Here is a 23,513-nt window from a genome sequence, read left to right as displayed (position 1 = left end):
CCACCCGATCCCCACGGGATCAACGATCCGCGCCCCCGCCGTCGGCCTCCCGGTCGGCGTCGGGGGCGTCATCGTGCTCGCCCTCCTCGGCCTCGTCGACCTCGGCCTCGGGCACTCGGTCCTGGTCCTGCTTCTCGGCCTCGCGCTCGGCCCGGCGGGCAGCGCGCTCGGCACGCTTCTGCTCGAGCTCGGCGCGCTTGGCCTCCTTCGCCGCCTGCTTGGCGGCGTCCTTGTCGGTGGCCGAGAGGGCGGCCTCGGACTCGGCCTGCCCCTGCAGCTTGGGGGTCGCCAGCCGCTGCGAGCCGCTACGCCCGCCGGCCATGCCGCGCGACATCGTGCCGGCGCGGGCCGCCATGCCGCCGGCGCCCATGCCCCCCATCGGAGCTGTGCCTGCGGGCGACGTACGACGACCCCCGCGCAGGCCCGGGGCGGCGGCACCGGCCGCCGTCGCGATGAAGGGGGCCAGGCCCGCTGCCGAGATGCCGGTGAGGTGCGGCATCTCGAACGAGATCGGGCCGATCGGGGGCAGCCCGGCAGCGCCGCCTCCGCCCTGCGCCGAGCCGGGCACCGAGGTGCTGGGGATCGGGACGGTGCCCACGCCCGACTCCTCGGTGCCCCTCTCGATGCCGCCTGCGAAGGTGCCGCCGCCGATCGTCTGGAGCTCGGTGCGCACCATGATGAACTCCGAGCGCGCCGACCGCAGCCGGGTGCTCTCCTGGTCGAGCGAGAGGGTCAGCCGCCGGCGGATCTCCTCGGCCTCCTCCTGGCCGGCGGTCACCTTGGTGCGGTCGTCGTCGGCCTCGGGCTTGAACACGAGGTAGCGGGAGTCGCCGACCACCTCGTGGGGGATCATCTCGACCTTCGTCCAGGCCAGGTCGAGCTCCTTCTGCGAGGAGGTGATGATGCTGGCCACCGCGCGGAGCGAGCCGGAGATCTGGCTGGCGAGGGTGGTGAAGCGGTCGAGGTTGGCCAGCACCTGGCGGCGGTGGTGGTCGTAGCTCTCGGCGGCCGCGGCGTCCCAGCCCTCGGTCGCGCGCACCGCGGCGTCGACGATCTCGTCGCCGCGGCGGGCCATCAGCGTCGCGATCTCGCTCCACCGCTGCGCCGCCACCTCGAGGGGCAGCACGTCGGAGCGCAGCTCCCACAGGTTGGCGGGCACGGCTAGCGACCTCCCCGTCCGGGCCGGTGGCCGAAGCCGCCGTCGGCCATCTGCTGGGTGGTGCGGTCGAGCTCGGAGGCCACCGTGTCGTCGGCGCGCACGGCGTCGTGCGCGGCGTCGACGAGACCGCTGACGCCCAGGGCGAGGGTCTCGGCCAGCGACGCGACGACCTCGCCGGCGTCGGCCAGCGAGTCGGCGTAGGACGCCGAGACGTTGCGCGTGCCGACCGCGTCACCGAGGTTCGCGCAGGCCCTCGAGAGGTCGTCGAGGGCCGTGGACCAGTCCTGCACCATCGCGTCGAGGATCGCCTCCGAGGACGCGGCGAGCTCGACCAGCCTGGTCGGGTCGACCTGCATCAGGGACCGCTTGCCGCTTCCGCTCACCTGTGCGGGATACCCGCGACGACCGGGCCCAAACACCCCTCCACCGAACCTGTGGGTAAACAAATCACGGCCTGCGGTTTCGCCGCGCCGACTTCGGGGAACGTGACCCGGCACCCCTCGAGCTCCTCCCCCTCGGCCCCCAGGAGATGCTGATGAACGCCGTGATGACCGTCGACCTCTCGGAGCTCGACGCCTGGTCAGCCCAGGTCCAGCGCGCCAGCGACGACCTCACCGGCATCGCCCGCAACGGCGGCAACGCCCTCGTCCAGACCGACTTCGGCCCGATCCTCGAGACGATGATGGGCGCCTACAACTCCCTCCTCCCCTCGGTGAACCAGTCGCTCACCGACAACGGCACCGGGATGGGTGACCACGCCGAGGCCCTGCGCGCGACGGCCCGCGACTTCACGCTCACCGAGGACGGCGTCGTACGACGTCACCGTGCCGCAGGCGCCGACGGGCGCGACGGCTCGAGCAGCTTCTTCGACGTCGCCGACACCACGATCCGCAGGGCCGGGCCGACCGAGACGAGCCTGCCGCAGATCAGCTTCGGCTTCCCCTACGACACCGTGTGCGACCTGGTGCGGATGCTCACCGGCTTCGACATCCGCGCCGAGCTCGCCGAGAAGATCGGCGGCGACGTGGTCGGCGCCTCCTCGCAGGGCTCCTCCTTCGGCAGTCTCGGCACCTCGATGAAGGGCGTCGCCGCCAACCTGCAGAGCGGCGGCGAGACGATCTCGAAGACGTGGCAGGGCGGCGCCTCCGACGCGGCGATCAAGCAGATCGGCACCTGGGTGGGCTCCCTTAACACCCAGGCCGGCCAGCTGATCCAGATGGGCCAGAACATCGTGCAGATCTGCCGCGACGCCTGGCAGACCGCGCTCTCGGTCGTGCAGTGCGTGAAGTCGGCCGTGCAGACGGTCTCCTCGGCGCTCGCCACGATGAGCATCCCCGGCGTCGGCTGGGCCCGCGTCGTGCAGGCCGTGTGGCAGGCCTTCCAGGCCGTGATGAAGGCCTACAAGGCGATCATGAAGCTGATCAACATCCTCAAGCAGGTGAAGTCGTTCATCGAGACCGTGAAGAACTTCTTCGACGGTGACAAGGCGCCCGTCTCGACCCCGACCGCCCCGACCTCGACCGGCACGCCGAGCAGCGTCATCCGCGACCCCGAGTCGGTCAGCACGCCGACCATCGGGCAGCGCGCCCCGGTCGCGCCCACCGCGCCGACCCCCGCCCTCGCATGAACTCACCCCACGACGTTCTCGTCGTCCCCCGCTGCGCTCCTCCCGCCGACAACGCCGCAGGGACCCCGAGATGAGCGACGAGGTCCGCAGCCAGGCCGAGATCCTGGCGGCCATCGCCGAGGCCCGCGACGACCTCGGCGCGAGCCTGGCCGACCTGCAGGCGACCGTCGATCAGATGAACGCCCGCCCGCTGCTCACCGACGAGGAGAAGGAAGCCCTCGAGGAGCAGGCGGAGTCCGGTGAGCTCGGCGAGGACATGCAGGCCCTCGTCGAGAAGATCAAGGGCGGCGAGGACACCTGGGAGCAGGTCTTCGCGGGCGAGTCGCCGAACGGCGTACTGCTGCAGGGGCACCTGACGCGGATGTTCGAGGAGCACAAGGAGGACATCGCACTGGCCTTCGAGGAGCTGGTGGAGGAGGAAGAGGCCAAGGGCAACTTCCTGCTCGACGAGGTGCCCAGCAGCGACTCCTGAACTACAGCGTTGTAGTTCTCCGGAAGCCCTGTTACGTGTGTGACTGGTGTGGTTTTGTCCACCCATGCGTCGCGTCGTCCTCGCCTTCCTCTCGCTCATCCTCCTCGTCCCGCTGGGCTCCGTGCCCGCGGGCGCGTCCGACGGCACGAGCGCGCCGAAGCTCGCCAGCCAGCTCCAGATCGCGATGGCGACGCCGGGCGACTTCACCGGCCACGGCTTCGACCAGTGCCTGGCCCCGACCCAGTCGGCGATGGACACCTGGTGGAAGAAGTCGCCCTTCTCCGCGGTGGGCATCTACATCTCCGGTGACTCGCGCGCCTGCCGCACGCAGACCAACCTGAGCCCCACCTGGATCGCCACCCAGGTGGCCCGTGGCTGGCGGCTGCTGCCGATCGCGCTCGGTCCGCAGGCCTCCTGCCAGCCGCGATTCCCGCGCTACAAGGACGACTTCAAGATCTCCAACAAGTCCGCCGGCGGCTACGCCACGGCGGCCGCACAGGGCGTGGCCGAGGCCGACAAGAACGTCGCCGACGCGATGGCGTACGGCATCGGGCCGGGCAGCACGATCTGGTACGACCTCGAGGGCTTCGACCTCAAGAACACCGCCTGCCGCGAGTCCGCGCTGGTCTTCGTCTCCAACTGGGTGAGCCGGATCAAGGCGCAGGGCTACGTCGCCGGCTTCTACTCCAGCGCCAGCTCCGGCATCAAGATGCTCGACGACGCCCGCCTCCAGCGTCCCGGCCAGTTCGTGCTGCCGGACCGGATCTGGATCGCCCGGTGGGACGGCGCCGCCAACACCTCGACGACGTACATCCCCGAGGACGGGTGGCGTCCCGGCGGCCGGATGAAGCAGTACCGCGGCGGCCACAACGAGACGTGGGGCGGCGTCACGATCAACATCGACAGCAACTACATCGACCTCGGCGCCGGCTCGCAGCCCGTGGCGGAGGGACGCTGCCCGGGCACCCGGCTCGGCTACTGGAAGTACCCGGCCCTGTCCCCCGGCACCGCCCAGGCGACCCGCGTGAAGGTGCTGCAGTGCCTGCTCACCGAGCAGGGCACCTACTCCGGTCCGCTGAACGGTGCGTACGACGCCGCGACGATCGCCGCGGCGCGTGCCTGGCAGGCGGCGCGGAAGTTCACCCCGGCCGACACCTTCGAGAAGCGCCACTGGGTCGCGCTGCTCTCCGCCGGAGCCCGTACGACGATCAAGCTCGGCTCCGCCGACGAGTCGGTCCACCGGCTCCAGCGGGCGCTCAACGCGGCCGGCGCCGGCCGCTTCCGGGCGACGGGCGTCTTCGACGCCAAGACCGAGGCCGCGTTGCGGACCTACCAGAAGCGGCTGAGGATCAGCGTCTCCGGCGTCGCCACCACCCAGACCTGGAACAAGCTCCAGCAGGGCCGCTGAGGTCGCACCGTTCTTTCGTGATCCCCGGCTGACCGGGGATCATTGAACTTGTCGGCCCGTGCAACGCCTGACAAGTTCAGGAATCCCCGGCTGACCGGGGATCGCTGACGAGTCAGGCCGGCGGGCCGACGACGAGCGCGACGCCGGTGAGCCCGGCGACGGCGAGCAGGCCGACGAGCAGGCCCTGGGCGGGCCGGCGGAGCAGCCAGGCGGCGAGCTTCTCGAGGATGCCCGTCGGCTCCTCGGTGCGCAGCCGCCAGGTGTCACCGAGCAGCCCCGCGCGCTCGGCGTACGACTCGAATGGCACGGTCGCGAACGGCGGGATCGCCGCCAGCAGGCCGAGCGCGACGCGCCCGAGCGACCACCGCTGGTCGATCCAGAGCAGCACGGTGGTCAGGCAGTAGGCGATGAACACGACGCCGTGGACCATGCCGAAGACCTGCACGCCGAGCTCGGTGGTCTCGGTGACGTACTTGAGGAACATGCCCGTCAGCAGGAGCGCCCAGGTGACGGCCTCGGCACGCGCGACGAGGCGGTAGAGACGAACAGGGTTCACGCGAAGACCTTCGAGGCGAGCGAGGTGAAGAAGCCGAGCCCGTCGGTGCCGGGACCGGTGAGGTCCTCGACCGCGTGCTCGGGGTGGGGCATCAGGCCGACGACGTTGCCGCGCTCGTTGGAGACGCCGGCGATGTCGCGCAGCGAGCCGTTGGGGTTGTCGTCGAGGTAGCGCGCGACCACGCGGCCCTCGCCCTCGAGCAGGTCGAGCGTCGCCTCGTCGGCGACGAAGCCGCCCTCACCGTTCTTGAGCACGATCGTGACCTCCGCCCCGGCGGCGTACGACGACGTCCACGGGGTGTCGACGCGCTCGATGCGCAGCCGCTGGTCGCGGCAGACGAACTTGCGGTGGTCGTTGCGGATCAGCGCACCGGGCAGTAGGTGGGACTCGCAGAGGATCTGGAAGCCGTTGCAGATGCCCAGGACCGGCATGCCCTTCCCGGCCGCCTCGATCACCGACGTCATGACCGGGGCGAAGCGCGAGATGGCGCCGCAGCGGAGGTAGTCGCCGTAGGAGAAGCCTCCCGGCAGGACGACCGCGTCGACGCCCTTGAGGTCGGCGTCGCCGTGCCACAGCGCGACCGCCTCGTTGCCGCCGATGCCGACGGCACGGCGCGCGTCGACGTCGTCGAGCGAGCCGGGGAAGGTGACGACCCCGACCTTCATGCGGGGTCCCCGCGGAAGTGCGAGCGCAGCGAGCAGTTTTGTGGGGTGCTCATCGTCCGGCCTCGTGGGCGACCTCGGCGACGGAGTGGTCCTCGACGTGGACCTCGTAGTCCTCGATCACCGGGTTGGAGAGCAGCGTCTCGGCGACCTTGTCGATCTCGGCGAGCACCGCGTCGGTGATCTCGCCGTCGACCTGGAGCTCGAACCGCTTGCCCTGGCGGACATCGGTGACGAGGTCGAACCCGAGGCGGGGCAGCGCACCGAGCACCGCCTTGCCCTGGGGGTCGAGGATCTCGGGCTTGGGCATGACGTCGACGACGACTCGGGCCACGGAGTGCTCCTGGGGACAGGCTGGAGGTGGGCGAGCCCGATTCTAGTGAGCCTTGCGCGGGCCCCGTGCGCCGGGCACGCATGTGCGGACACGGGCGAGGATCACCACGAAGGCAGTTCAGGCATGCAGCACGGGCGCTGAGCGTGCGGACGACAGCGATCGACGCGAACTGCCTTCCTGATGCAGGACCCAGCCACGTCACTCGCGGCGGCGGGCGGCGACGATCACGAGCCCGAGGCCGAGGCCGGCGACGAGGGGGCCGAGGATCGCCCAGATGCTCTGGTCGGTCATCGGGCTGCCCTTCAGGTAGCCGAGGCCCTGGGCCGTCCACACGCCGCCCGTCAGCACCATCACCACGCCGAGCGCGATGAGGAGGGGTCGCATCAGCTCAGCTCCCGCTTGAGGATCTTGCCGGTGGCGGTCATCGGGAGGGCGTCGACGAACTGCACGATCCGCGGGTACTTGTAGCCCGCCATCTGCCCCTTGCCCCACGCGACCAGCTCGTCCTCGGTCACCGTGGCGCCGTCCTTGCGGATGACGACGGCCTTGATCTCCTCGCCGTGGCTCTCGTGGGGAACGCCGATCACGGCGGCGAGCGAGACGTCCGGGTGCGTGAGGAGCACCTCCTCGATCTCGCGGGGGTACACGTTGTAGCCGCCGCGGATGATCATGTCCTTGGACCGGTCGACGATGTAGAACCAGCCGTCGGCGTCCTTGCGGCCCAGGTCGCCGGAGCGGAACCAGCCGTCGACGATCGCCTCGGCGGTCGCGTCGGGACGGCCGTAGTAGCCCTTCATGATGTTGGGGCCCTTGATGGCGATCTCGCCCACCACGTCCTCGCCGTCCTCGACGTCCTCGCGCACACCCGGCTCGGGGTCGATCAGCTTCATCTCCACGCCGGGGATCGGCTTGCCGATCGAGCCGACGCGCACCGGCTCGCCCCAGACGGAGAAGCTGGCCACCGGCGAGGTCTCGGAGAGTCCGTAGCCCTCGAGGATGGTGACGCCGAAGCGGCGCTCGAACTCGTGGTGGACCTCCACCGGCAGCGCGGACCCACCGGCCACGGCGACCCGCATCCGCTCGGCGAGCTTGTGCACGTCGACCCCGGAGTCGTCGAGCGCGCCGAGCAGGCCCCAGTACATCGTCGGGACGCCGGCGAAGAACGTGACGTCCTCCTTGTCCATCAGCGCGAGGGCCGGCCCGGCCTCGAAGCGCGGCAGCAGCACGACCGTGCCGCCGAAGGCGAAGCCGGCGTTCATGATCACGGTCTGGCCGAAGGAGTGGAAGAGCGGCAGGACGCAGAGCAGGGTGTCGGGCGTCTCGGCGTCGGCGCCGAAGAGGGCGTCGCTGGCCAGCGCGTTGCTGATCATGTTGCGGTGCATCAGCTCGGCGCCCTTGGGCTGGCCGGTGGTGCCCGACGTGTAGAGGATGACCGCGGTGTCGTCACCGTCGACGTCGACCGACGAGAAGATCGGAGCGTGCCCGACCAGCGCCTGGCCGAGCGTCTGGGCGCCCTCGATCGGCGACGGCGCGGCCGGGTCGGCGGTGATCACGAAGAAGTGGTCGCAGCCCTCGGCCTGCTGGAAGCCGGCGTACCCCTCCGTGCCGATCGGGAGCTCGGGCGTGCCCTGGAAGCAGAAGTACGCCTTCGCGTCCGAGTCGTCCAGGTGGTAGGCCACCTCGCGTCCCTTGAGCAGCACGTTGAGCGGCACCACGGTCGCGCCGGCCTTGAGGATGCCGTAGTAGACGATCGGGAAGTACGGCAGGTTCGGGCAGCTCAGCGCGACCTTGTCGCCCGGCTCGATGCCGCGCGAGACCAGCAGGTTGGCGACCTGGTTGGCGGCGGCGTTGACCTGCGCGTAGCTCAGGCGGGAGTCGCCCAGCACGACAGCAGTGCGGTCCGGGTGGGCCTCGGCGGAGCCTTCGAGGAGCGAGGAGAGGTTCGGCATGACGTCAACCTACTCACCGGTTCGCAGGCCGTCACGCGTCTGCCGGAGGCTCCTGGCGTTGCGTGATCCGGTGAGTGGCGGTGCGGAGGTCGGCGGCGATCGCGCGGCCCGCGAGCAGCCCGGAGCTGCCGGCGGCCATGGCGTACACGCCCGAGCCGGTCACCTCGCCCTCGGCAACGACGCGACACCCACGGCCGGTCGAGGTGAACCGAAGCCGCAGCGTGGCCTCGACCCCGCGCCAGGTGCCGCGCTCGGCCCACGAGCGGAACGGGGCGAACTCGACGACGACCAGGCTGGGACGCACGCCGACCATGGTCAGCTCGGTCCAGGCCTGGCCGAGGTGCGGCTCCTCGTCCTCGGGCACGTCCGTCGACAGCAGGCTCGACTGCCACTCCGGGCGCAGCCGGGGATCGACGAGGTAGGTGAAGGCCTGCTCCGCCGTGTGCGGCATCTCCACGGTGGCGGAGAAGCGGCGGGTGGTCAGAACGTCTCCCCGGTGAGCAGCTCGAACGCCTCGACGTAGCGCGCCCGGGTGCGCTCGACGACGGCATCGGGCAGCGGCGGCGGGGCCTCGCCCGAGTGCCGGTCCCAGCCCGACTCCCCGGTCAGCCAGTCGCGCACGATCTGCTTGTCGTACGACGGCTGGGCGCGCCCGGGCTGCCACAGGTCGGCGGGCCAGAAGCGGCTGGAGTCGGGGGTGAGGACCTCGTCGGCGAGGATCGTCGTGCCGTCCGGACGCCGGCCGAACTCCAGCTTGGTGTCGGCCAGGATGATGCCGCGCTCGCGGGCGATGGCGTGGGCCTTGTCGTAGACCTCCATGGTCAGCATGCGGAGCTCGGCCGCGGCGTCGTCGCCGACGGCCTCGACGACCGCCTCGTAGTCGACGTTCTCGTCGTGGTCGCCGAGCTCGGCCTTCGTGGCCGGCGTGAAGATCGGCTCGGGGAGGTGGCTGCCGTCCTGCAGCCCCGCGGGCAGCGCGATGCCGCAGACCTCGTTGGTGCGCTGGTAGTCCAGCAGCCCGGAGCCGGTGAGGTAGCCGCGCGCGACGCACTCGACGGGGTACATCTCCAGCCGCTCGCAGATCACCGCGCGACCGGCGACGGCCTTCGGCACGTCGGTCGACACGACGTGGTTGCCGACCAGGCCGGCGAGCCGGTCGAACCACCACAGCGACATCCGGGTGAGGATCTCGCCCTTGTCGGGGATCGTGGTGTCGAGGACGAAGTCGTAGGCCGAGATCCGGTCGCTCGCGACCATCAGCAGCTGGCCCTCGTGCTCGCCGGAGTCGATGCGGTAGAGGTCGCGCACCTTGCCCGAGTGGAGATGGGTCGTGCCCTCGATGACAGGGGCTGCAGGGATGTTCAGCTCGGCCACGTGCTGAGCCTATCGGGGCGCAAGGGCCGCGTGCCCTCTACCGCACGAGCGTCGCGACGGCGTGACGCAGGTCGTCGCGCAGGCTCCTGGCAGCAGCAGGTGTCGTGAACGTGTCGCCGGGCTCGAGGTCGAGGTCCTCGAGCGCGTCGACGAGCTCGCCGAGCGGACGTCGTACGACGTCCTGGGCGGCGGTGAGCCGCCGGTCGAGGAAGAGCGAGCCCGGCCTCGTGCCGCGACGCTCGGCGGCCAGCTCGCGGGCCCGCTGCTCGGCCCGGCTCCACGGCTCCGGCTCGCCGGCGCGGATCCCGACCGCGACCTCCACCATCGCGACCGCGGTGGCGTCGAGCGCCTCCTCCTGCCACTCCGCCTCGACGAGCGCACCGGTGACACAGCGGTCGAAGCACGCGTCGAAGGCGGCGGCGAAGGTCTCGACGGCGGCGTCCACGAGGCCATCCAACCAAGGTGGCACGTTCCGCCCCGCACCGCGGGTCGGGGACGTACCGTCCTCCTCGCTCGGGTTTCGCGGAGGCGCCATCAGGGCATCTGACCTGCGCAACCACATGTCCACGGGGGTTTCCTTGCTACGCATCACCTTCTCGACCCTGGCCGGCGCCTCGGCGCTGTGCGGAGGGCAGGCCGACCACGTCGCCGAGATCAAGTCCTACGTCAGCCACGTGTGCGACCGGCCGTCGGCCTTCCGCGGGGTGCTCAACCTCTTCGAGGGCTCCTACAACGCCGGCGTCAACGCCGCCCTGGAGGGCCTGCAGAACTCCGTGCAGATCGGCGACAAGATGAGCCGCGAGCTGTCCGCCACCCGCGAGGACTTCATCGAGACCGACCTGAAGGCCTACAAGCGCATGCGCGACGCCCTCGGCGACCTCGCCGCGATCGCGCCCTACCAGTTCCCCACCGGTGGCGACGACTACCAGCCCGGCGGCACCCCGCCGCCGGCCTCCCCGGGCGGGCGCGACGACGACCTCGACGGGCTCGACCACGGCGACTACGGCGACGCCGCCCGCGACCAGGCGCTGCGCGACACCCAGCGCGAGACCGACCAGCCCGACTGGGCCAAGAGCCACAAGGACCGCTACTCGGACTGGTGGGACCGCCAGACCGACAAGGACGGCGACGAGCGCCGCGTCGACGAGAACGCTCGCGACCGGCAGCGCGACGACGCCCGCGACGCCGGAGAGCGGGCCCGCGACGAGGCGAAGGCCGACGGCGCGAGCCGTGCCGAGGCCCGCGACCACGGCAAGGACACGCGCCGCGACACCAGCCGCGACCACCGCGACTTCAACGACGGCCGTGACCTCGGTGGACGCACGGGCGCCCACGCCAACGACCTCTACAACGAGGCGAGCGACCTGCAGGACAACGTCAACGACCTGGTCGACCACGTCGACAACATCGGCGAGAACCACGAGCAGGCCGAGGACCTCGACGACTTCCGCGACCGCGACGAGGACAAGGACCTGCAGGACTGGGGTGCGCGATGAGCATCATGGAGCGGTACGACGCCAGCCAGGCCGTCGAGGGCGGCCGTCCCGACGGCGGGATGGGCGACTACATCGACAGCCTGCGCGACGACTGCGGCCTCATCATCGGGGCGATCCTGTGGGCGGTGAAGAAGTTCGCGCACCGCGACCTGCTCGCCGAGCTGCTCGAGCCCATCGCCGGTGACTTCAACGCCATCTCCTCGATGCAGAAGGGGTGGCTCCAGGTCGCGAGCGCGAGCGGCGCCGTCGGCGACAACTACGCCTCGCTGCGCTCGCAGATCGCGCCGGACCTCGACGGGCAGGCCGCCGCCTCGATCGACGCGATCCTCGACCGGATCGCCGAGGCCCACCAGGGCCAGGAGGACGCCGCCGAGCTCATCGCCGAGCAGATGGGCAACATGCTCGAGGTCGCCCAGGCCACCGCCGAGTGCGTGTGCGCAGCGCTGGAGTTCATCGACTCCTGCATCCAGGAGATCCTGGCCGACGCGGCCGTGCCGTTCGCCGGCTGGGTCAAGGCGGGCGTGTCCGCGCCGGGCAAGGTGCGCCGGGTCATCCAGCTCATCAGCCAGGGCAAGAACGCCATCGAGAACCTGCTGCGCTTCGCCAAGGTCGCGATCACCGCGATGAAGTACCTCAACGCCCTGTTCGACACCGCCAACCTCGTCCTCAACGCCATCGAGGTCGGGGGCGACGTCGACAACTCGACCGACGTCGACGACACCGCCGACGCCGGCTTCTAGAGTGGGGACCACCATGGACCGCAACGATCCCCAGCTGCGCGCAGCCGTACGACGCTCCAACGAGGCCAGCCGCGCGGCGGTCGCCGACATCCGGGCGCTCACGGCCTCGATCCGCCGGAGCCACGCGCAGTTCAAGACCGAGGCGGCCGGTCGTCGTACGGAGCGCGAGGAGGCCAACCGCCGCGGCGACAACGGGCCCGACGTCCAGCGCGTCCAGCAGCGCGTCGACCGGGGCGAGACGACCTGGGAGGCGGTCCGCGACGGCTCCGACGACCACCCCAGCAGCATCCGGGTGCGCCAGATGATCACCGCCAACCTCGACCACCTGGCCGCGACCATGGCGACCGACCCCGAGATGGCCGAGCAGCAGCGCGAGCTCGACGTCCTCAACGCCGAGCTCGAGCGCCTCCGGGACGCCGACGGCCGATGAGGGCCAGCTATCGCGTCACCCCGCTGCTGGCGTGGGTGTTCTCGCTCGTCGTCCTGGCGGCGAGCACCGTCCTGCTGGGCTTCTTCGTGCGCGACACCGTGCGGCACGTCACGGCCGACGACCAGCCGGCGGTGGTGACCGACGTCGGCGGCACCAGCCCGCGGGTCAGCAACAACGACCGTCGCCGCGAGCGCAGCATCAGCTTCCGGCTCGAGGACGGCACCGAGCACGCCGCGTCGGCCGAGCAGAGGTGGTTCTGGTCGCCCAGCCCCGGCGACACCGTCCACGTGCACGAGACCTCGCCGGACTCGTGGGAGATCAGCGAGGAGTTCTCGTGGATCGGCACCCTCGGGTGGATCGCGGCTCTGCTCGTGCCGTGGCTCGTGGCCCTCGCGAAGATCTGGGAGTGGACGGCGAGGAAGCGCAACCCCGAGCGGTTCGCGGAGAAGGAGCGGCAGGCCAAGGAGCGCGTGCGCGCCCGGCTCGACCGCTCACGCCGACGCAGCTAGCGGTGCAGCCACCACGACATCCTGCGCGTGATCCACGGCAGGACGACGTAGGTCATCAGCGGCATCAGCACCGCCACTGACGCCAGCACCCGCAGCGGCAGCGCCCAGCCGCCGACGACGCTGTGCGCGATGACCCAGTTGGCCGCGAGGCTGGCCGGGAAGAAGCCCATGAAGATGATGACCATCTGCTTCCACCGCGGTGGCGGCGCGGGGACCGCGTGCGTCGCCTCGATCGAGGTGGGCTCGTCGAACCACCCCTCGATTCCCGTACGCCGCTCGCGTCGGCTCTCCTCGACGTCCCCCTGCGCCGCCTCGAGCCACCAGGCGCGCTGCGGGGAGGCCTCCCACGCCGCGAGCGACTCGGCGTCGGCGAAGCGGTAGAGCATGTGCCAGTCGGGCGAGTCCACGCCCGGCCGCACCCACCCGGAGCCGAGGAAGCCGTCGAACTTCTCCGCCATCGACGTGCCCGCCTGCATCCACGCGAGCATCTGCGTGGTCTGGGACGGGTCGACGTGGCGGGTGACGGACACGGTGACGGGGGCGGTCATGCCTCCAGTCTCGGGCGCGGGGTCGCCGGGAGTGAAGCCGCGGACGACGAGATCCCGCCCACTCCACCTCTGGTTCTGCATTTGTCGACTGACTTACTCTAGATTCAGTCCGACGCCCTGGGAGGGGAACGCAGATGACCCGAGCACCACGACCCGACTTCCTCGTGATCGGCGCGCCCAAGGCCGGCACCACCGCCCTGCACGCGGCCCTGGCCCAGCACCCCGACGTGTTCGTCTCGACGCCGAAGGAGCCGAAGTACTGGCTCTGCGACGGCGCACCTCCGCCGGCGTGGGGCGGCCCCGGCGACAAGCACTCGCAGCAGGAGTGGATCTGGCGCGTCGACCAGTACTTCCCGCTCTTCGAGCCCGCCGCCGCCCACCAGGTCCGCGGCGAGAGCACGCCCTTCTACATGTGGAGCCGCGGCGCGCACCGCCGGATCGGCGAAGCCCTGCCCGACGTCAAGGTGATCGCGGTCGTGCGCGACCCGATCGACCGCGCCTACAGCAACTGGATGCACCTCTGGTCCGACGGCCTCGAGCCCGAGCCGGACTTCGTGACCGCCTTCGGCCGCGAGGACGAGCGGGTGCGGGCCGGGTGGGCACCGTTCTGGCGCTACCGCGAGCTCGGCCGCTACGGCGAGCAGCTCGACCACCTCCTCCGCCACGTCGACCCCGACCGGGTGCTCGTGCTGCGCTACCGCGAGCTCGTCGACGACCCGCGCATCGCCGTCGACCGGGTCAGCCGCTTCCTCGGGATCCGCGAGGGACTGGTCGAGGCGATCCCGCGCGACAACTCCCGCAGCTTCGTCTCCCCGGGCTGGCGCCCGCGCGTGCTCGGTCCGGTGGTGCGCGGCGGCGCCCGCCTCGGCCAGTTCGCCCCGCCCCAGGTCTGGCGGGCCGTGCACCCGTCGCTCGTCGCCCTCCTCGGCGACGGCCGCCACGCGCACCGGCCCAAGCTCGATGCCGGCACCCGCGAGCGCCTCGTGGAGTCGTACGCCGACGACATCGCGCTGCTGGAGCAGCTGACCGGGCAGCGCTTCGACGACTGGCTCTCCCCCGAGAGCCGCGGGTCCTACGAGGAGCGCGCGACCGTGACGCCGATCAGCGCTCGCTTGTAGAGGTCAGCGCACGCAGGTGACGAGGTCGTGCGCCCCGTCGGGACGGGCCGCCTCGACGTAGTAGCGCACCCGACCGTCGGGCAGCGGCACCGCGGTGGCGTAGCGGAAGGCCCCGTCGGAGTGGGGCGAGGAGATCGGCGGGTGCTCGGTGCGGGTCAGGGCTGCACCGTCCCACGTCGCCACCCCGGTCGTCTCGAACCAGTTCGACTCCGCGTCGGGGCGACCGTCGTACAGCACCGTGCCGTCGGGCAGGACCGCGGACACCCGGGCACCGCGCGCGTCCCAGCGGCCCTCGCGGCCGGCGAGCACCTCGCCGTGGTCCTGCCAGTCCAGGCCGTCGGCGCTGGTCAGCCGCCGGGTCGTCATCCGGTCCTCGTGGCCGGGCTCGTCGAGCGGGTGGCAGCACAGCCACATCTCGTAGCCGTCCGCGCCCACGGTGACGACCGGGTCCTTGACGCCGGTGTGCTCGTCGCCGGCGTGCGCCACGTGGCGCCGACCCTCCGGCAGGTCCTCGACGGTGTCGGCGGTGAGGCTGTCGACCCACCAGTGCATCGAGCCCGGGGTCGCGCAGGAGAGGTAGAGCCGCCAGCCGCCCCCGATCAGCGGCACCAGCGCCGGCCGCTCGAACGACTCGGCGCCGAACGCCTCGCGCGAGACCTCGGCGACCTGCTCGAAGGAGATCCCGTCGTCGGAGCGGGCAACGACCACGGACACGCCTCGGCCGTCGGTGAGCGGCCGGCGCACGCGCCAGGTGAGCCAGAAGACGCCGTCGACCAGGACGGCGCTGGCCGCCCCCGCCCAGTTGCCGGCGCCGACGCCGGGCGCGGGAACGACGACCTCGACGTCGTCGTAGGTCGGCGGGATGACCGTGCTCGTCGTCATGGACCCACGATAGTCGACAAGGCTGATGCACATTGAGAGGTGCCCGAGCGAGCGTGCGTGCACTGACCCGCGGCAGGGGCTGGTGGGTCAGTAGCGTGTCGCGAAGGTCGTCGCACCGCTCGGGCTCGCCTCGCGGACGGCCACGTGGGTGACGTGCGCCATCGAGGGTCCGTCGTGGCACCACGCGACGAGGGCATCAACGGCGGAGGCATCGCCCTCGGCGTGGACGAGCACCGAGCCGTCGGGCTCGTTCCGCACCCAGCCGGCGACGCCGAGCGAGCGGGCCTGCTCCTGCGTGTACCACCGGAACGAGACCCCCTGGACCCGGCCACTGACCCGTGCCTGGACCGCCTTCATGCCCCCATCATGCGACGGATCAGCCGGCGCCGATCGTGTAGGTCACCTGGCCGGTCGTGCCGTCGGCCACGACCATGGCCGACTGGTCGCCCTTGGAGTACATCGCCAGGCGGGACTCGCCGGTCTCGGTGACCTGCTGCTTGGTCCAGCCGTTGGCCTCGAGGTCCGCGACGGCCTGGTCGAAGGCCGCCACCGCGTCGTCGCTCGCGACGGTGACCATCGCGCCGTCCGGGGTGTCGACCGAGGAGAGCACGTCGCCGTCGACGATGGACAGCTCGTCGGGGAACGCGTCGGGCACCTCTCCGCTGCCGACCTTCACGGTGCCGTCCTCGCCCTCGATGGTGACCTCGTCGCCGTCGATGTCGACGTCGACGTCCTCACCGGCGTCCTCGAGGGCCTGCTCGGCGAGCTTCTCGCCGGCCTTGTCGCCCGCGGAGTCACCGCCGCAGCCGCCGACCAGCCCGGTCGCCGCCACCAGCACCACCGCTCCCGCGGCGCGCCGCCACCCGATCCTGCGCATCTTCTCCCCCAGCCCTTCGTCCGTGGTGGGGCCAGCCTTCCGACTCCCGGGAGGGGTGGCAAACGGGCTGGACCAGTGGTCCAGTCGGGGCGCTCGGACCCCGCTCCGGCGGGTGGGCCGGGGCTCAGGTCGGTGGTGAGAGGCTGGCGAGGATGACCGAGCAGACCCGGGACCACGCCGCCGACGCGACGTACGAGCCCGACCCCCGGCGCTGGCGGATCCTGGCGGTCTCGCTGGTGGTCGGCTTCATGTCGCTGCTCGACGTCACGATCGTCAACGTCGCCGTCCCGTCGATCCGCGCCGGCCTCGACACCAGCGCAGCCACCGTCCAGTGGGTGGTGTCGGGCTACGCCCTGGCCTTCGGCATGACCCTCGTGGCGGGCGGGCGCCTGGGCGACGCCCACGGCCGGCGCCGGCTGATGACGATCGGGCTGGTCGGCTTCATCGTCTCGAGCGCGGCCGTCGGGCTCGCTCCCAACGCCGCTGCCATCGTGCTGGCCCGGCTCGCGCAGGGCGCCAGTGCGGGCCTGCTCACGCCCCAGAACTCCGGGCTGATCCAGCAGCTGTTCCGCGGACCCGAGCGCGGTCGGGCGTTCGGCATGTTCGGCTTCACGGTCGCGGTCGCCTCCGCGACGGGCCCGCTGATCGGCGGCGCCCTCATCGCGCTGCTCGGCGACGAGCAGGGCTGGCGCTCGCTCTTCCTCGTCAACGTCCCCATCGGGCTCGTGGCGCTGGTCCTGATCCGTCGTCTCGTTCCCGACAACCCGGGCGGTGACGACGCCGAGAAGGACCCGCGCGTCGACCTCCCCGGCGCCCTGCTCCTGGGGCTGGCCGTGCTCTCCGTGCTCTTCCCGCTGATCAGCATCGAGGGCGGGGCCGGCCTCCCGCTGCTGCTCCTGCTGGCCTTCCCGCCCCTGGCGTGGGCGTTCGTACGCTGGGAGGTGCGCACCGTCCGGCTGGGTCGCCCACCGCTCCTCGACGTCTCGTTGCTGCGCGGCCTGCCGGGCTACGCCAACGGCCTCCTGGTCGGGACCCTCTACTTCACCGGCTTCACCGGGATCTTCCTGGTGCTGTCGGTCCACCTGCAGGAGGGCGAGGGCTTCACCCCACTGCGGACCGCCCTGCTGATGACGCCGTTCGCCTTCGGCGCCGCCGTCACGTCACCGGTCGCCGGGCGCCTGGTCGGGCGGTTCGGGCGCCGCGTCACCCTCGTCGCGCTCTCGGTCATGATGACCGGCACCGCGCTCGCCGCGTGGCTGGTGACGTCGCCGCCGGACGCCCTGTGGTGGACCCTCGCGCCCGCCATGTTCCTCGCCGGCATCGGCGGCGGCGGGGTCATCTCCCCCAACTTCACCCTCAGCTTGTCCGAGGTCCCGCCCCGGATGGGCGGAGCCGCGGGCGGAGCGCTGCAGACCGGCCAGCGGATCGGCTCGGCGTTCGGCGCCGCGCTGCTGATGACGGTCTACCAGTCGGTCAATGCCGTGACGTCCGCCCCCGTCGCGGCACGCTCGGCGTTGTTGGCGGCGCTGTTGGTCCTGTCGGTGGCGCTGGCTGCCGCCGTACGGTCCTGGCGGCTCGGCGACTGAGGCCCTTGCTGCCTCTTCCAGCGATCCCCGGCTGACCGGGGATCGCTGAACATGTCGGCCCGTGCACGGCCTGACAAGTTCAGCGAGAGCCTGACAAGTACGCCAGCGTGGGCAGCGGTGAGCGACTACAGGATCGCGCCCGGGACGTACGACGCTGCGTCGGGGTGGCGCGCGGCGAGGTCCTCGATCCGGGCGACGACTGCGCGGGTCTGGGCCACGGCGGCACCGGTGAACTCGATCGGGTCGGCGACGAGCGCGTCGATCTGGTCGCGGGTGAGACCGAGGCGTGCGTCGGCGGCGAGCTTGGCGAAGACGTCGTTGTCGGCCTGGCCGGCGCGCATCGCGAGCGCGGTGCCGACGGCGGCCTCCTTGATCGCCTCGTGGGCGGCCTCGCGGCCGACGCCGTTGCGGACCGCGGCCATCAGCACCTTGGTGGTGGTGAGGAAGGGCAGGTAGCGGTCGAGCTCGCGCTGGATGACCGCCGGGAAGGCGCCGAACTCGTCGAGCACGGTGAGGAAGGTCTGGAAGAGCCCGTCGGTGGCGAAGAAGGCGTCGGGCAGCGCGACTCGACGCACGACCGAGCACGAGACGTCGCCCTCGTTCCACTGGTCGCCGGCGAGCTCGCTGACCATCGACAGGTGGCCGCGGATGATCACCGCGAGGCCGTTGACCCGCTCGCAGGAGCGGGTGTTCATCTTGTGCGGCATCGCGGACGAGCCGACCTGGCCCTCCTTGAAGCCCTCGGTGACCAGCTCGTGGCCGGCCATCAGCCGGACGGTGGTGGCGAGGTTGGACGGACCGCTGACGATCTGCACGAGGGCCGCGACGACGTCGAAGTCGAGGGAGCGCGGGTAGACCTGTCCGACGCTCGTCAGCACCTGCTCGAAGCCGAGGTGGGCGGCCACCCGCTCCTCGAGCTGCTCCAGCAGCGAGGCGTCGCCGTCGAGCAGGTCGAGCATGTCCTGGGAGGTGCCCATCGGGCCCTTGATGCCGCGCAGCGGGTAGCGGGCGAGCAGCTCCTCGACCCGCTGGACGCCGATGAGCATCTCGTCGGCAACAGTGGCGAAGCGCTTGCCGAGCGTCGTGGCCTGGGCGGCGACGTTGTGGGAGCGGCCGGCCATCACGGTGGCCTCGTGCTCGGCGGCCAGGCGGCCGAGGCGGACCAGGGCGGCGACGGCGCGGTCGCGCACCAGCTCGAGCGAGCGACGTACCTGGAGCTGCTCGACGTTCTCGGTGAGGTCGCGCGAGGTCATGCCCTTGTGGATGTGCTCGTGCCCGGCGAGGGCGGAGAACTCCTCGATGCGGGCCTTCACGTCGTGGCGGGTGACCCGCTCGCGCGCGGCGATCGAGTCGAGGTCGACCTTGTCGACGACGGACTCGTAGGCCTCGACGACTCCGTCGGGGGCGTCGATGCCGAGGTCGCGCTGGGCCTTCAGCACGGCGATCCACAGCTGGCGCTCGAGGACGATCTTGTGCTCGGGCGACCAGATCTCGGCGAGGTCGGCGCCGGCGTAGCGGGTGGCCAGGACGTTGGGGACGCTCACGGCCCTCATTCTCCCATCACGGGGAGACGAGCCGGCGCGCCGCCTCCACCACGGACGCCCGGCGCTTGGGCCGGGTGTTGTTGCGGGCCGACGGGATGTACTCCGGCGGCAGGGAGGCCCACGACGTGGCGACGCTGATCAGCAGGCCGAGCAGCACGTCGGCGGGGAAGGCGTCGGTGACCCGGCCCGCGCGCTGGGCGGCGCGGATCGCCGCCAGCTTGCTGGAGTTGGCCTGCACGATCGCGGCATGGGGCGGGTCGTCGCCCGAGCGCTCGAGCCGGTACCACGTGGCCAGCCGGGCCAGCGACGGGTCGTCCTCGAACTGGTCGAAGATCCGCCCCATCGACTCCGGCAGGTCGTCGGCGTCGAACGGGTCCGACTCCAGCACGTCCTGCAGCAGCGCGGCGAGGACGGCCTCGAAGAGCCCGTCCTTGCTGCCGAAGTAGTGGTAGATCTGCGCCTTGTTGGTCCGCGCAGCGACGGCGATGCGGTCGACCCTGGCGCCGGCGATGCCGAGCTCGGCGAACTCGGCAGCAGCCGCCTCGAGGAGGCGCTGCTTCGTCGCCTCCGCGTCGCGTGCCATGGCCGGAACTTATCAACCAACCGTCCAGTTGTTCAGTCCGTCGTCCACACCCTCGACCACGCCGGGAGCACGGCACCGACGAGCGGCTCCGGGTGCCCGACGCGCAGCCGTCACTCGAGGACGGCCGCACCCTCCACGGCGCCGAGCGGCTCGGCGGCGATGTCGCGACGCCACTGCGCGCCCGGGAAGCTGATGCTCGAGATCCCCTCGTACGCCTTCGCGCGGGCGTCGGCGACGTCGGTGCCGGTCGCGCGGACGGCGAGCACCCGGCCGCCGGCGGTCACCAGCCCGGCCTCCGTGCGCGCCGTCCCCGCGTGGATCACGTCGACGTCGTCCTCGTCGAGGAGGGTCTCCGTGCCGATGATGACGTCGCCCTTGCTGGAGCCCTCGGGGTAGCCGGCGCTGGCCATCACGACCGAGACGGCGGCACCGTCGGCGAAGGTCGGCTCGGGCGCCGCGCCGAGTTCACCGGCCGCCGCCGCGGAGAGCAACGCACCCAGCGGCGAGGTGAGCAGCGCGAGCACGGGCTGGATGTCGGGGTCGCCGAAGCGGCAGTTGAACTCGATGACCTTCGGGCCGGCCGAGGTCAGGGCGAGCCCGACGTAGAGGCAGCCGACGTAGCGCGCGCCACGGCGGCGCATCTCCGCGAGGGTCGGCGCCACGACCTGCTCCATGACGAGGTCGACGGTGCCGTCGGGCAGCCAGGTCAGCGGGGCGTAGGAGCCCATGCCGCCGGTGTTGGGGCCGCGGCCGCCGTCGAAGATCCGCTTGAAGTCCTGGGCAGGGACGAGCGGGCGCCCCACCGTGCCGTCACAGACCACGAACAGCGAGAACTCCGGCCCGTCGAGGAACTCCTCGACCACCACCCGGTCGCACCCGGCGGCGTGGGCCAGCGCCTCGTCGCGGTCGCGGGTGACGACGACGCCCTTGCCCGCCGCCAGCGCGTCGTCCTTCACGACGTACGGCGCACCGAAGGCGTCGAGTGCCGCGGCCACCTCGTCGGAGGTGGTGCACGTGCGCGAGCCGGCGGTCGGCACCCCGGCAGCGGCCATGACGTCCTTGGAGAAGGCCTTCGAGCCCTCGAGCCGTGCCGCCTCGAGCGACGCGCCGAAGCACGCGATGCCGGCACCGGTCACCGCGTCGGCCACGCCGGCCACGAGCGGGGCCTCGGGACCGACGACGACCAGGTCGGCGCCGATCGACGTCGCGAGCGCCGCGACGGCGGAGCCGTCCATCGGGTCGACGTCGTGGAGGGTGGCCACCGCTCCGATGCCGGGGTTGCCGGGAGCGGCGTGCACCTCGGTCACCGCAGGGTCGCGCGCGAGCGCGAGGGCGAGGGCGTGCTCGCGGCCGCCGGTGCCGATGACGAGGGTCTTCACGGGAGCCGAGCCTATCGGCGGCGTCGCAGGCGCCGACCGGCCGTTCAGGACTCGGTGGGGCCGCCGCCGTGCCGGGCGAGGAACTCCAGCGACGCCTCGGCAACGGCCTCCCAGTGGCGGTCGATCACCAGCGAGTGGCCGACCCCGGGGATCTCGACGATCTCCGTCGGAGCGTGCTGGTTCTTGCGCTGCTGCTTGTAGGCGGCGTTGGCCAGCGCCCACGGGACGATGTTGTCCTTCTCGCCCGAGACCACCAGCATCGGGCCGCGCCGCGGGCTGCGCTTGTCGGCCTGCGCCTCGGTGCGCGGGTCGAGGTTGGCGGTCGCGGCCTGGAAGAGCGGACGGCCCGGAGCAGGCGTGTGGAAGGTGTCGTACAGCCGGCGGGCCTCGGCCTCGTCGACCGCGTTGGCGAAGCCGTAGCGGAACTGCTCGAAGGTCAGCGTGACGGTCTTCTTGCGGTTGGCCGGGTTGCCCAGCACCGGGAACGACGCCTTCAGTGCCGAGAACGGCAGCGGCAGCACGCCGCGACTGGGCGCGGGGTCGATGCTCACCGTCGCGAGCGACAGGCCACGGCCGGCGATGATCTGCGCGAGCAGCCCGCCGAAGGAGTGTCCGATGACGACGGGCTTGTGGGCGAGCGCGCCGACCACCTCGGCGGCGTGGTCGGCCACCTGGCCGACGCCGACCCCGGACAGGCTGTCCGCGTTCGCGTGCGCGGCCGCGTGGTCGGCCTGGTCGCCCGGCCAGTCGACCGCGAGGGCGGCGTAGCCGCGCTGCTCGAGCAGCGTGATCCACGCATCCCAGCTCCCGGCGAGCAACCAGAGGCCGTGGACCAGGAGGACCGGCCGGCGGCCGGACGCGTTCACCCGCTCGACCTCGGCGGCCTCGCGGGGAGTGATGGTGCCGGTCATGGCGCGGGTCCCTTTCCTCGTGGCGACCCGAGGCTGGGGTCAGCCGTGCACCACCACAGTCTGCTCGCGACCCGGGCCCACGCCAACGCCCCAGATCTTCGCGCCCGACATCTCCTCGAGCGCCTGGACGTAGATCTGCGCGTTCTTGGGCAGCTCGTCGAACGAGCGGCACCCGGAGATGTCGCTCTTCCAGCCGTCGAAGTACTCGTAGACCGGCGTCGCGTGGTGGAACTCGGTCTGCGTCATCGGCATCTCCTCGACCCGCTGGCCGTCGATCTCGTAGGCCACGCAGACCGGGATCCGGTCCCAGGCACCGAGGATGTCGAGCTTGGTGAGGAAGAACTCGGTGAGTCCGTTGACCCGGCTGGCGTAGCGCGCGACCACGGCGTCGTACCAGCCGCAGCGACGCGTGCGGCCGGTCGAGACGCCGATCTCGCCACCGAGCTGCTGGAGCTGCACGCCGTCCTCGTCGAAGAGCTCGGTCGGGAAGGGGCCGGAGCCGACGCGGGTCGTGTAGGCCTTGATCACGCCGATGACCCGGTCGATGCGCGTGGGCCCGATGCCGGCGCCGACGCAGACGCCGCCGGCGACCGGGTTCGAGGACGTGACGAAGGGGTACGTGCCGTGGTCGACGTCGAGCATCGTGGCCTGGGCGCCCTCGAAGAGCACGGTCTGGCCGGCGTCGAGCGCCCGGTTGAGCAGCAGCGAGGTGTCGCAGACCATCGGCCGCAACCGGTCGGCGTACGACGTCAGCTCCTCGACCACCGCGTCGACCTCGATCGCGCGGCGGTTGTAGACCTTGGTCAGCAGGTGGTTACGGACGTCGAGCGCGGCCTCGACCTTCTGGGTCAGGATCTTCTCGTCGAAGATGTCGGCGATCCGCACGCCGACCCGGTTGATCTTGTCGGCGTAGGCCGGGCCGATGCCGCGGCCCGTGGTGCCGATCTGGTTCTTGCCGAGGAAACGCTCGGTGACCTTGTCGATCGTCGCGTGGTAGCTCGCGATGACGTGGGCGTTGGCGCTGACCTTGAGGTCGGCCACCTCCACGCCCCGCTCGACGAGCCCGTCGAGCTCGCGGAAGAGCGCCTCGGGCGAGACGACCACGCCGCCGGCGATCACCGAGGTGGCGCCGGGCGTGAGGATGCCGCTGGGCAGCAGGTGGGTGGCGTACTTCTCGCCGTTGACGACGATGGTGTGACCGGCGTTGTGGCCGCCGCTGGTGCGGACCACGAAGTCGATCGGGTCGGTGGTGGCGAGCAGGTCGGTGGCCTTGCCCTTGCCCTCGTCGCCCCACTGGGCGCCGAGCACGACGATCGCGGGCATCTCAGCCCTCCTCTGTCATTCGGCAGAAATCAACGGTGCAGGAAAT

At 71.7% G+C, this 23,513-nt stretch carries 28 protein-coding genes; 9 read left to right on the top strand and 19 right to left on the bottom strand.

All coding sequences use genetic code 11. From position 1 onward, the window contains the following. Positions 1-19 precede the first annotated feature (19 nt). Positions 20-1,159, bottom strand: a complete 1,140-nt coding sequence (locus J2X46_RS04905; protein ID WP_310247596.1) for a hypothetical protein — start codon at positions 1,157-1,159, stop codon at positions 20-22. A gap of 2 nt (positions 1,160-1,161) precedes the next feature. Next, positions 1,162-1,542, bottom strand: a complete 381-nt coding sequence (locus J2X46_RS04900) for a hypothetical protein (protein WP_310247594.1) — start codon at positions 1,540-1,542, stop codon at positions 1,162-1,164. A 152-nt stretch (positions 1,543-1,694) separates the two neighbouring features. On the opposite strand from J2X46_RS04900, the gene J2X46_RS04895 reads away from it, so the two are divergent. The 3 genes from J2X46_RS04895 (at position 1,695) to J2X46_RS04885 (ending at position 4,666) form a co-directional block, all read left to right on the top strand. Further along, on the top strand, positions 1,695-2,786 hold the full coding sequence (locus tag J2X46_RS04895) for a hypothetical protein (protein WP_310247591.1): 1,092 nt from the start codon (positions 1,695-1,697) through the stop codon (positions 2,784-2,786). Between the two features lie 70 nt (positions 2,787-2,856). Beyond that, on the top strand, positions 2,857-3,258 hold the full coding sequence (locus J2X46_RS04890) for a hypothetical protein (RefSeq protein WP_310247590.1): 402 nt from the start codon (positions 2,857-2,859) through the stop codon (positions 3,256-3,258). A 64-nt stretch (positions 3,259-3,322) separates the two neighbouring features. Beyond that, the gene (locus J2X46_RS04885; RefSeq protein ID WP_310247589.1) at positions 3,323-4,666 is read left to right on the top strand and encodes a glycoside hydrolase domain-containing protein; all 1,344 of its coding nucleotides are present in this window, start codon (positions 3,323-3,325) and stop codon (positions 4,664-4,666) included. Positions 4,667-4,778: 112 nt separating this feature from the next. Here the strand turns inward: J2X46_RS04885 and J2X46_RS04880 are convergent, their stop codons facing one another. The 8 genes from J2X46_RS04880 to J2X46_RS04845 all read right to left on the bottom strand — a co-directional run bounded on the left by J2X46_RS04880 (position 4,779) and on the right by J2X46_RS04845 (position 9,986). Continuing rightward, the gene (locus tag J2X46_RS04880; RefSeq protein ID WP_310247587.1) at positions 4,779-5,222 is read right to left on the bottom strand and encodes a DUF3817 domain-containing protein; all 444 of its coding nucleotides are present in this window, start codon (positions 5,220-5,222) and stop codon (positions 4,779-4,781) included. Further along, entirely contained in the window at positions 5,219-5,887 is a 669-nt protein-coding gene (gene purQ / locus J2X46_RS04875) for a phosphoribosylformylglycinamidine synthase subunit PurQ (RefSeq protein ID WP_310247586.1), read from the bottom strand. The genes J2X46_RS04880 and purQ overlap by 4 nt, the downstream gene beginning before the upstream one ends. Positions 5,888-5,936: 49 nt before the next feature. Further along, complete coding sequence (gene purS / locus J2X46_RS04870) at positions 5,937-6,218, bottom strand: phosphoribosylformylglycinamidine synthase subunit PurS (RefSeq protein WP_310247583.1); 282 nt, start codon at positions 6,216-6,218, stop codon at positions 5,937-5,939. Positions 6,219-6,416: 198 nt separating this feature from the next. Further along, positions 6,417-6,602, bottom strand: a complete 186-nt coding sequence (locus J2X46_RS04865) for a hypothetical protein (protein WP_310247580.1) — start codon at positions 6,600-6,602, stop codon at positions 6,417-6,419. Then, entirely contained in the window at positions 6,602-8,167 is a 1,566-nt protein-coding gene (locus J2X46_RS04860) for a long-chain fatty acid--CoA ligase (RefSeq protein WP_310247577.1), read from the bottom strand. Before J2X46_RS04860 ends, J2X46_RS04865 begins: the two co-directional genes overlap by 1 nt. A gap of 31 nt (positions 8,168-8,198) precedes the next feature. Continuing rightward, the gene (locus J2X46_RS04855) at positions 8,199-8,651 is read right to left on the bottom strand and encodes an SRPBCC family protein (RefSeq protein ID WP_310249171.1); all 453 of its coding nucleotides are present in this window, start codon (positions 8,649-8,651) and stop codon (positions 8,199-8,201) included. Next, on the bottom strand, positions 8,648-9,541 hold the full coding sequence (locus J2X46_RS04850; protein WP_310247574.1) for a phosphoribosylaminoimidazolesuccinocarboxamide synthase: 894 nt from the start codon (positions 9,539-9,541) through the stop codon (positions 8,648-8,650). Before J2X46_RS04850 ends, J2X46_RS04855 begins: the two co-directional genes overlap by 4 nt. A gap of 37 nt (positions 9,542-9,578) precedes the next feature. Further along, a complete protein-coding gene (locus J2X46_RS04845; RefSeq protein ID WP_310247571.1) occupies positions 9,579-9,986 on the bottom strand; it encodes a hypothetical protein in 408 nt (135 codons plus the stop codon). Between the two features lie 133 nt (positions 9,987-10,119). On the opposite strand from J2X46_RS04845, the gene J2X46_RS04840 reads away from it, so the two are divergent. From J2X46_RS04840 to J2X46_RS04825, 4 genes are read left to right on the top strand one after another with little or no spacing between them, the layout of a single operon-like run. After that, a complete protein-coding gene (locus J2X46_RS04840; protein ID WP_310247569.1) occupies positions 10,120-11,037 on the top strand; it encodes a hypothetical protein in 918 nt (305 codons plus the stop codon). Next, positions 11,034-11,777 (top strand): hypothetical protein, encoded by a 744-nt coding sequence (locus J2X46_RS04835; protein WP_310247566.1) that lies wholly within the window; start codon positions 11,034-11,036, stop codon positions 11,775-11,777. Before J2X46_RS04840 ends, J2X46_RS04835 begins: the two co-directional genes overlap by 4 nt. Positions 11,778-11,790: 13 nt before the next feature. Continuing rightward, positions 11,791-12,207, top strand: coding sequence for a hypothetical protein (locus J2X46_RS04830; RefSeq protein WP_310247563.1), 417 nt, complete (start codon positions 11,791-11,793; stop codon positions 12,205-12,207). Continuing rightward, positions 12,204-12,716, top strand: coding sequence for a hypothetical protein (locus J2X46_RS04825; protein ID WP_310247561.1), 513 nt, complete (start codon positions 12,204-12,206; stop codon positions 12,714-12,716). The genes J2X46_RS04830 and J2X46_RS04825 overlap by 4 nt, the downstream gene beginning before the upstream one ends. Here J2X46_RS04825 and J2X46_RS04820 read toward each other — a convergent pair. Next, entirely contained in the window at positions 12,713-13,264 is a 552-nt protein-coding gene (locus J2X46_RS04820; protein ID WP_310247558.1) for an antibiotic biosynthesis monooxygenase, read from the bottom strand. The genes J2X46_RS04825 and J2X46_RS04820 overlap by 4 nt on opposite strands. A gap of 134 nt (positions 13,265-13,398) precedes the next feature. Between J2X46_RS04820 and J2X46_RS04815 the strand changes: the two genes are divergently transcribed. Beyond that, on the top strand, positions 13,399-14,382 hold the full coding sequence (locus tag J2X46_RS04815; protein ID WP_310247555.1) for a sulfotransferase: 984 nt from the start codon (positions 13,399-13,401) through the stop codon (positions 14,380-14,382). Positions 14,383-14,385: 3 nt separating this feature from the next. Here the strand turns inward: J2X46_RS04815 and J2X46_RS04810 are convergent, their stop codons facing one another. The 3 genes from J2X46_RS04810 to J2X46_RS04800 all read right to left on the bottom strand — a co-directional run bounded on the left by J2X46_RS04810 (position 14,386) and on the right by J2X46_RS04800 (position 16,141). Beyond that, complete coding sequence (locus J2X46_RS04810; protein ID WP_310247552.1) at positions 14,386-15,264, bottom strand: hypothetical protein; 879 nt, start codon at positions 15,262-15,264, stop codon at positions 14,386-14,388. 87 nt (positions 15,265-15,351) lie between these two features. Then, entirely contained in the window at positions 15,352-15,621 is a 270-nt protein-coding gene (locus J2X46_RS04805) for an acylphosphatase (RefSeq protein WP_310247551.1), read from the bottom strand. Between the two features lie 19 nt (positions 15,622-15,640). Continuing rightward, positions 15,641-16,141 carry a hypothetical protein gene (locus tag J2X46_RS04800; protein WP_310247548.1) on the bottom strand — a complete coding sequence of 167 codons (501 nt, stop codon included), beginning with the start codon at positions 16,139-16,141 and terminating at the stop codon, positions 15,641-15,643. Between the two features lie 152 nt (positions 16,142-16,293). Here J2X46_RS04800 and J2X46_RS04795 point away from each other — a divergent pair, with 152 nt between their 5' ends. Further along, entirely contained in the window at positions 16,294-17,727 is a 1,434-nt protein-coding gene (locus J2X46_RS04795; RefSeq protein ID WP_310247546.1) for an MFS transporter, read from the top strand. 125 nt (positions 17,728-17,852) lie between these two features. Here the strand turns inward: J2X46_RS04795 and purB are convergent, their stop codons facing one another. From purB to J2X46_RS04770, 5 genes are all read right to left on the bottom strand, one after another. Continuing rightward, positions 17,853-19,280 carry an adenylosuccinate lyase gene (gene purB, locus J2X46_RS04790; RefSeq protein ID WP_310247543.1) on the bottom strand — a complete coding sequence of 476 codons (1,428 nt, stop codon included), beginning with the start codon at positions 19,278-19,280 and terminating at the stop codon, positions 17,853-17,855. A 7-nt stretch (positions 19,281-19,287) separates the two neighbouring features. Continuing rightward, positions 19,288-19,854, bottom strand: a complete 567-nt coding sequence (locus J2X46_RS04785) for a TetR family transcriptional regulator (RefSeq protein ID WP_310247541.1) — start codon at positions 19,852-19,854, stop codon at positions 19,288-19,290. A 110-nt stretch (positions 19,855-19,964) separates the two neighbouring features. After that, a complete protein-coding gene (gene purD / locus J2X46_RS04780) occupies positions 19,965-21,233 on the bottom strand; it encodes a phosphoribosylamine--glycine ligase (RefSeq protein WP_310247538.1) in 1,269 nt (422 codons plus the stop codon). A gap of 44 nt (positions 21,234-21,277) precedes the next feature. After that, complete coding sequence (locus tag J2X46_RS04775; RefSeq protein ID WP_310247536.1) at positions 21,278-22,144, bottom strand: alpha/beta hydrolase; 867 nt, start codon at positions 22,142-22,144, stop codon at positions 21,278-21,280. A 39-nt stretch (positions 22,145-22,183) separates the two neighbouring features. Beyond that, a complete protein-coding gene (locus J2X46_RS04770) occupies positions 22,184-23,467 on the bottom strand; it encodes an adenylosuccinate synthase (RefSeq protein ID WP_310247534.1) in 1,284 nt (427 codons plus the stop codon). Positions 23,468-23,513: the final 46 nt, after the last annotated feature.

The organism is Nocardioides sp. BE266 (genome assembly GCF_031457855.1).
Taxonomy (GTDB): Bacteria; Actinomycetota; Actinomycetes; order Propionibacteriales; family Nocardioidaceae; genus Nocardioides.
The sequence above is the reverse complement of the archived record's forward strand: the minus strand, read 5'-3'. Positions and strand labels throughout refer to the sequence as shown.

What these genes read in the sequence shown, in the direction of transcription:
- J2X46_RS04895 (WP_310247591.1), top strand. Translation starts at nt 1,695, where the DNA reads ATGAACGCCGTGATGACCGTCGACCTCTCGGAGCTCGACGCCTGGTCA.
- J2X46_RS04890 (WP_310247590.1), top strand. Translation starts at nt 2,857, where the DNA reads ATGAGCGACGAGGTCCGCAGCCAGGCCGAGATCCTGGCGGCCATCGCC.
- J2X46_RS04885 (WP_310247589.1), top strand. Translation starts at nt 3,323, where the DNA reads ATGCGTCGCGTCGTCCTCGCCTTCCTCTCGCTCATCCTCCTCGTCCCG.
- purQ (WP_310247586.1), bottom strand. Translation starts at nt 5,887, where the DNA reads ATGAAGGTCGGGGTCGTCACCTTCCCCGGCTCGCTCGACGACGTCGAC.
- J2X46_RS04865 (WP_310247580.1), bottom strand. Translation starts at nt 6,602, where the DNA reads ATGCGACCCCTCCTCATCGCGCTCGGCGTGGTGATGGTGCTGACGGGC.
- J2X46_RS04860 (WP_310247577.1), bottom strand. Translation starts at nt 8,167, where the DNA reads ATGCCGAACCTCTCCTCGCTCCTCGAAGGCTCCGCCGAGGCCCACCCG.
- J2X46_RS04835 (WP_310247566.1), top strand. Translation starts at nt 11,034, where the DNA reads ATGAGCATCATGGAGCGGTACGACGCCAGCCAGGCCGTCGAGGGCGGC.
- J2X46_RS04830 (WP_310247563.1), top strand. Translation starts at nt 11,791, where the DNA reads ATGGACCGCAACGATCCCCAGCTGCGCGCAGCCGTACGACGCTCCAAC.
- J2X46_RS04825 (WP_310247561.1), top strand. Translation starts at nt 12,204, where the DNA reads ATGAGGGCCAGCTATCGCGTCACCCCGCTGCTGGCGTGGGTGTTCTCG.
- J2X46_RS04820 (WP_310247558.1), bottom strand. Translation starts at nt 13,264, where the DNA reads ATGACCGCCCCCGTCACCGTGTCCGTCACCCGCCACGTCGACCCGTCC.
- J2X46_RS04815 (WP_310247555.1), top strand. Translation starts at nt 13,399, where the DNA reads ATGACCCGAGCACCACGACCCGACTTCCTCGTGATCGGCGCGCCCAAG.
- J2X46_RS04810 (WP_310247552.1), bottom strand. Translation starts at nt 15,264, where the DNA reads ATGACGACGAGCACGGTCATCCCGCCGACCTACGACGACGTCGAGGTC.
- J2X46_RS04805 (WP_310247551.1), bottom strand. Translation starts at nt 15,621, where the DNA reads ATGAAGGCGGTCCAGGCACGGGTCAGTGGCCGGGTCCAGGGGGTCTCG.
- J2X46_RS04800 (WP_310247548.1), bottom strand. Translation starts at nt 16,141, where the DNA reads ATGCGCAGGATCGGGTGGCGGCGCGCCGCGGGAGCGGTGGTGCTGGTG.
- J2X46_RS04795 (WP_310247546.1), top strand. Translation starts at nt 16,294, where the DNA reads ATGACCGAGCAGACCCGGGACCACGCCGCCGACGCGACGTACGAGCCC.
- purB (WP_310247543.1), bottom strand. Translation starts at nt 19,280, where the DNA reads ATGAGGGCCGTGAGCGTCCCCAACGTCCTGGCCACCCGCTACGCCGGC.
- J2X46_RS04785 (WP_310247541.1), bottom strand. Translation starts at nt 19,854, where the DNA reads ATGGCACGCGACGCGGAGGCGACGAAGCAGCGCCTCCTCGAGGCGGCT.
- J2X46_RS04775 (WP_310247536.1), bottom strand. Translation starts at nt 22,144, where the DNA reads ATGACCGGCACCATCACTCCCCGCGAGGCCGCCGAGGTCGAGCGGGTG.
- J2X46_RS04770 (WP_310247534.1), bottom strand. Translation starts at nt 23,467, where the DNA reads ATGCCCGCGATCGTCGTGCTCGGCGCCCAGTGGGGCGACGAGGGCAAG.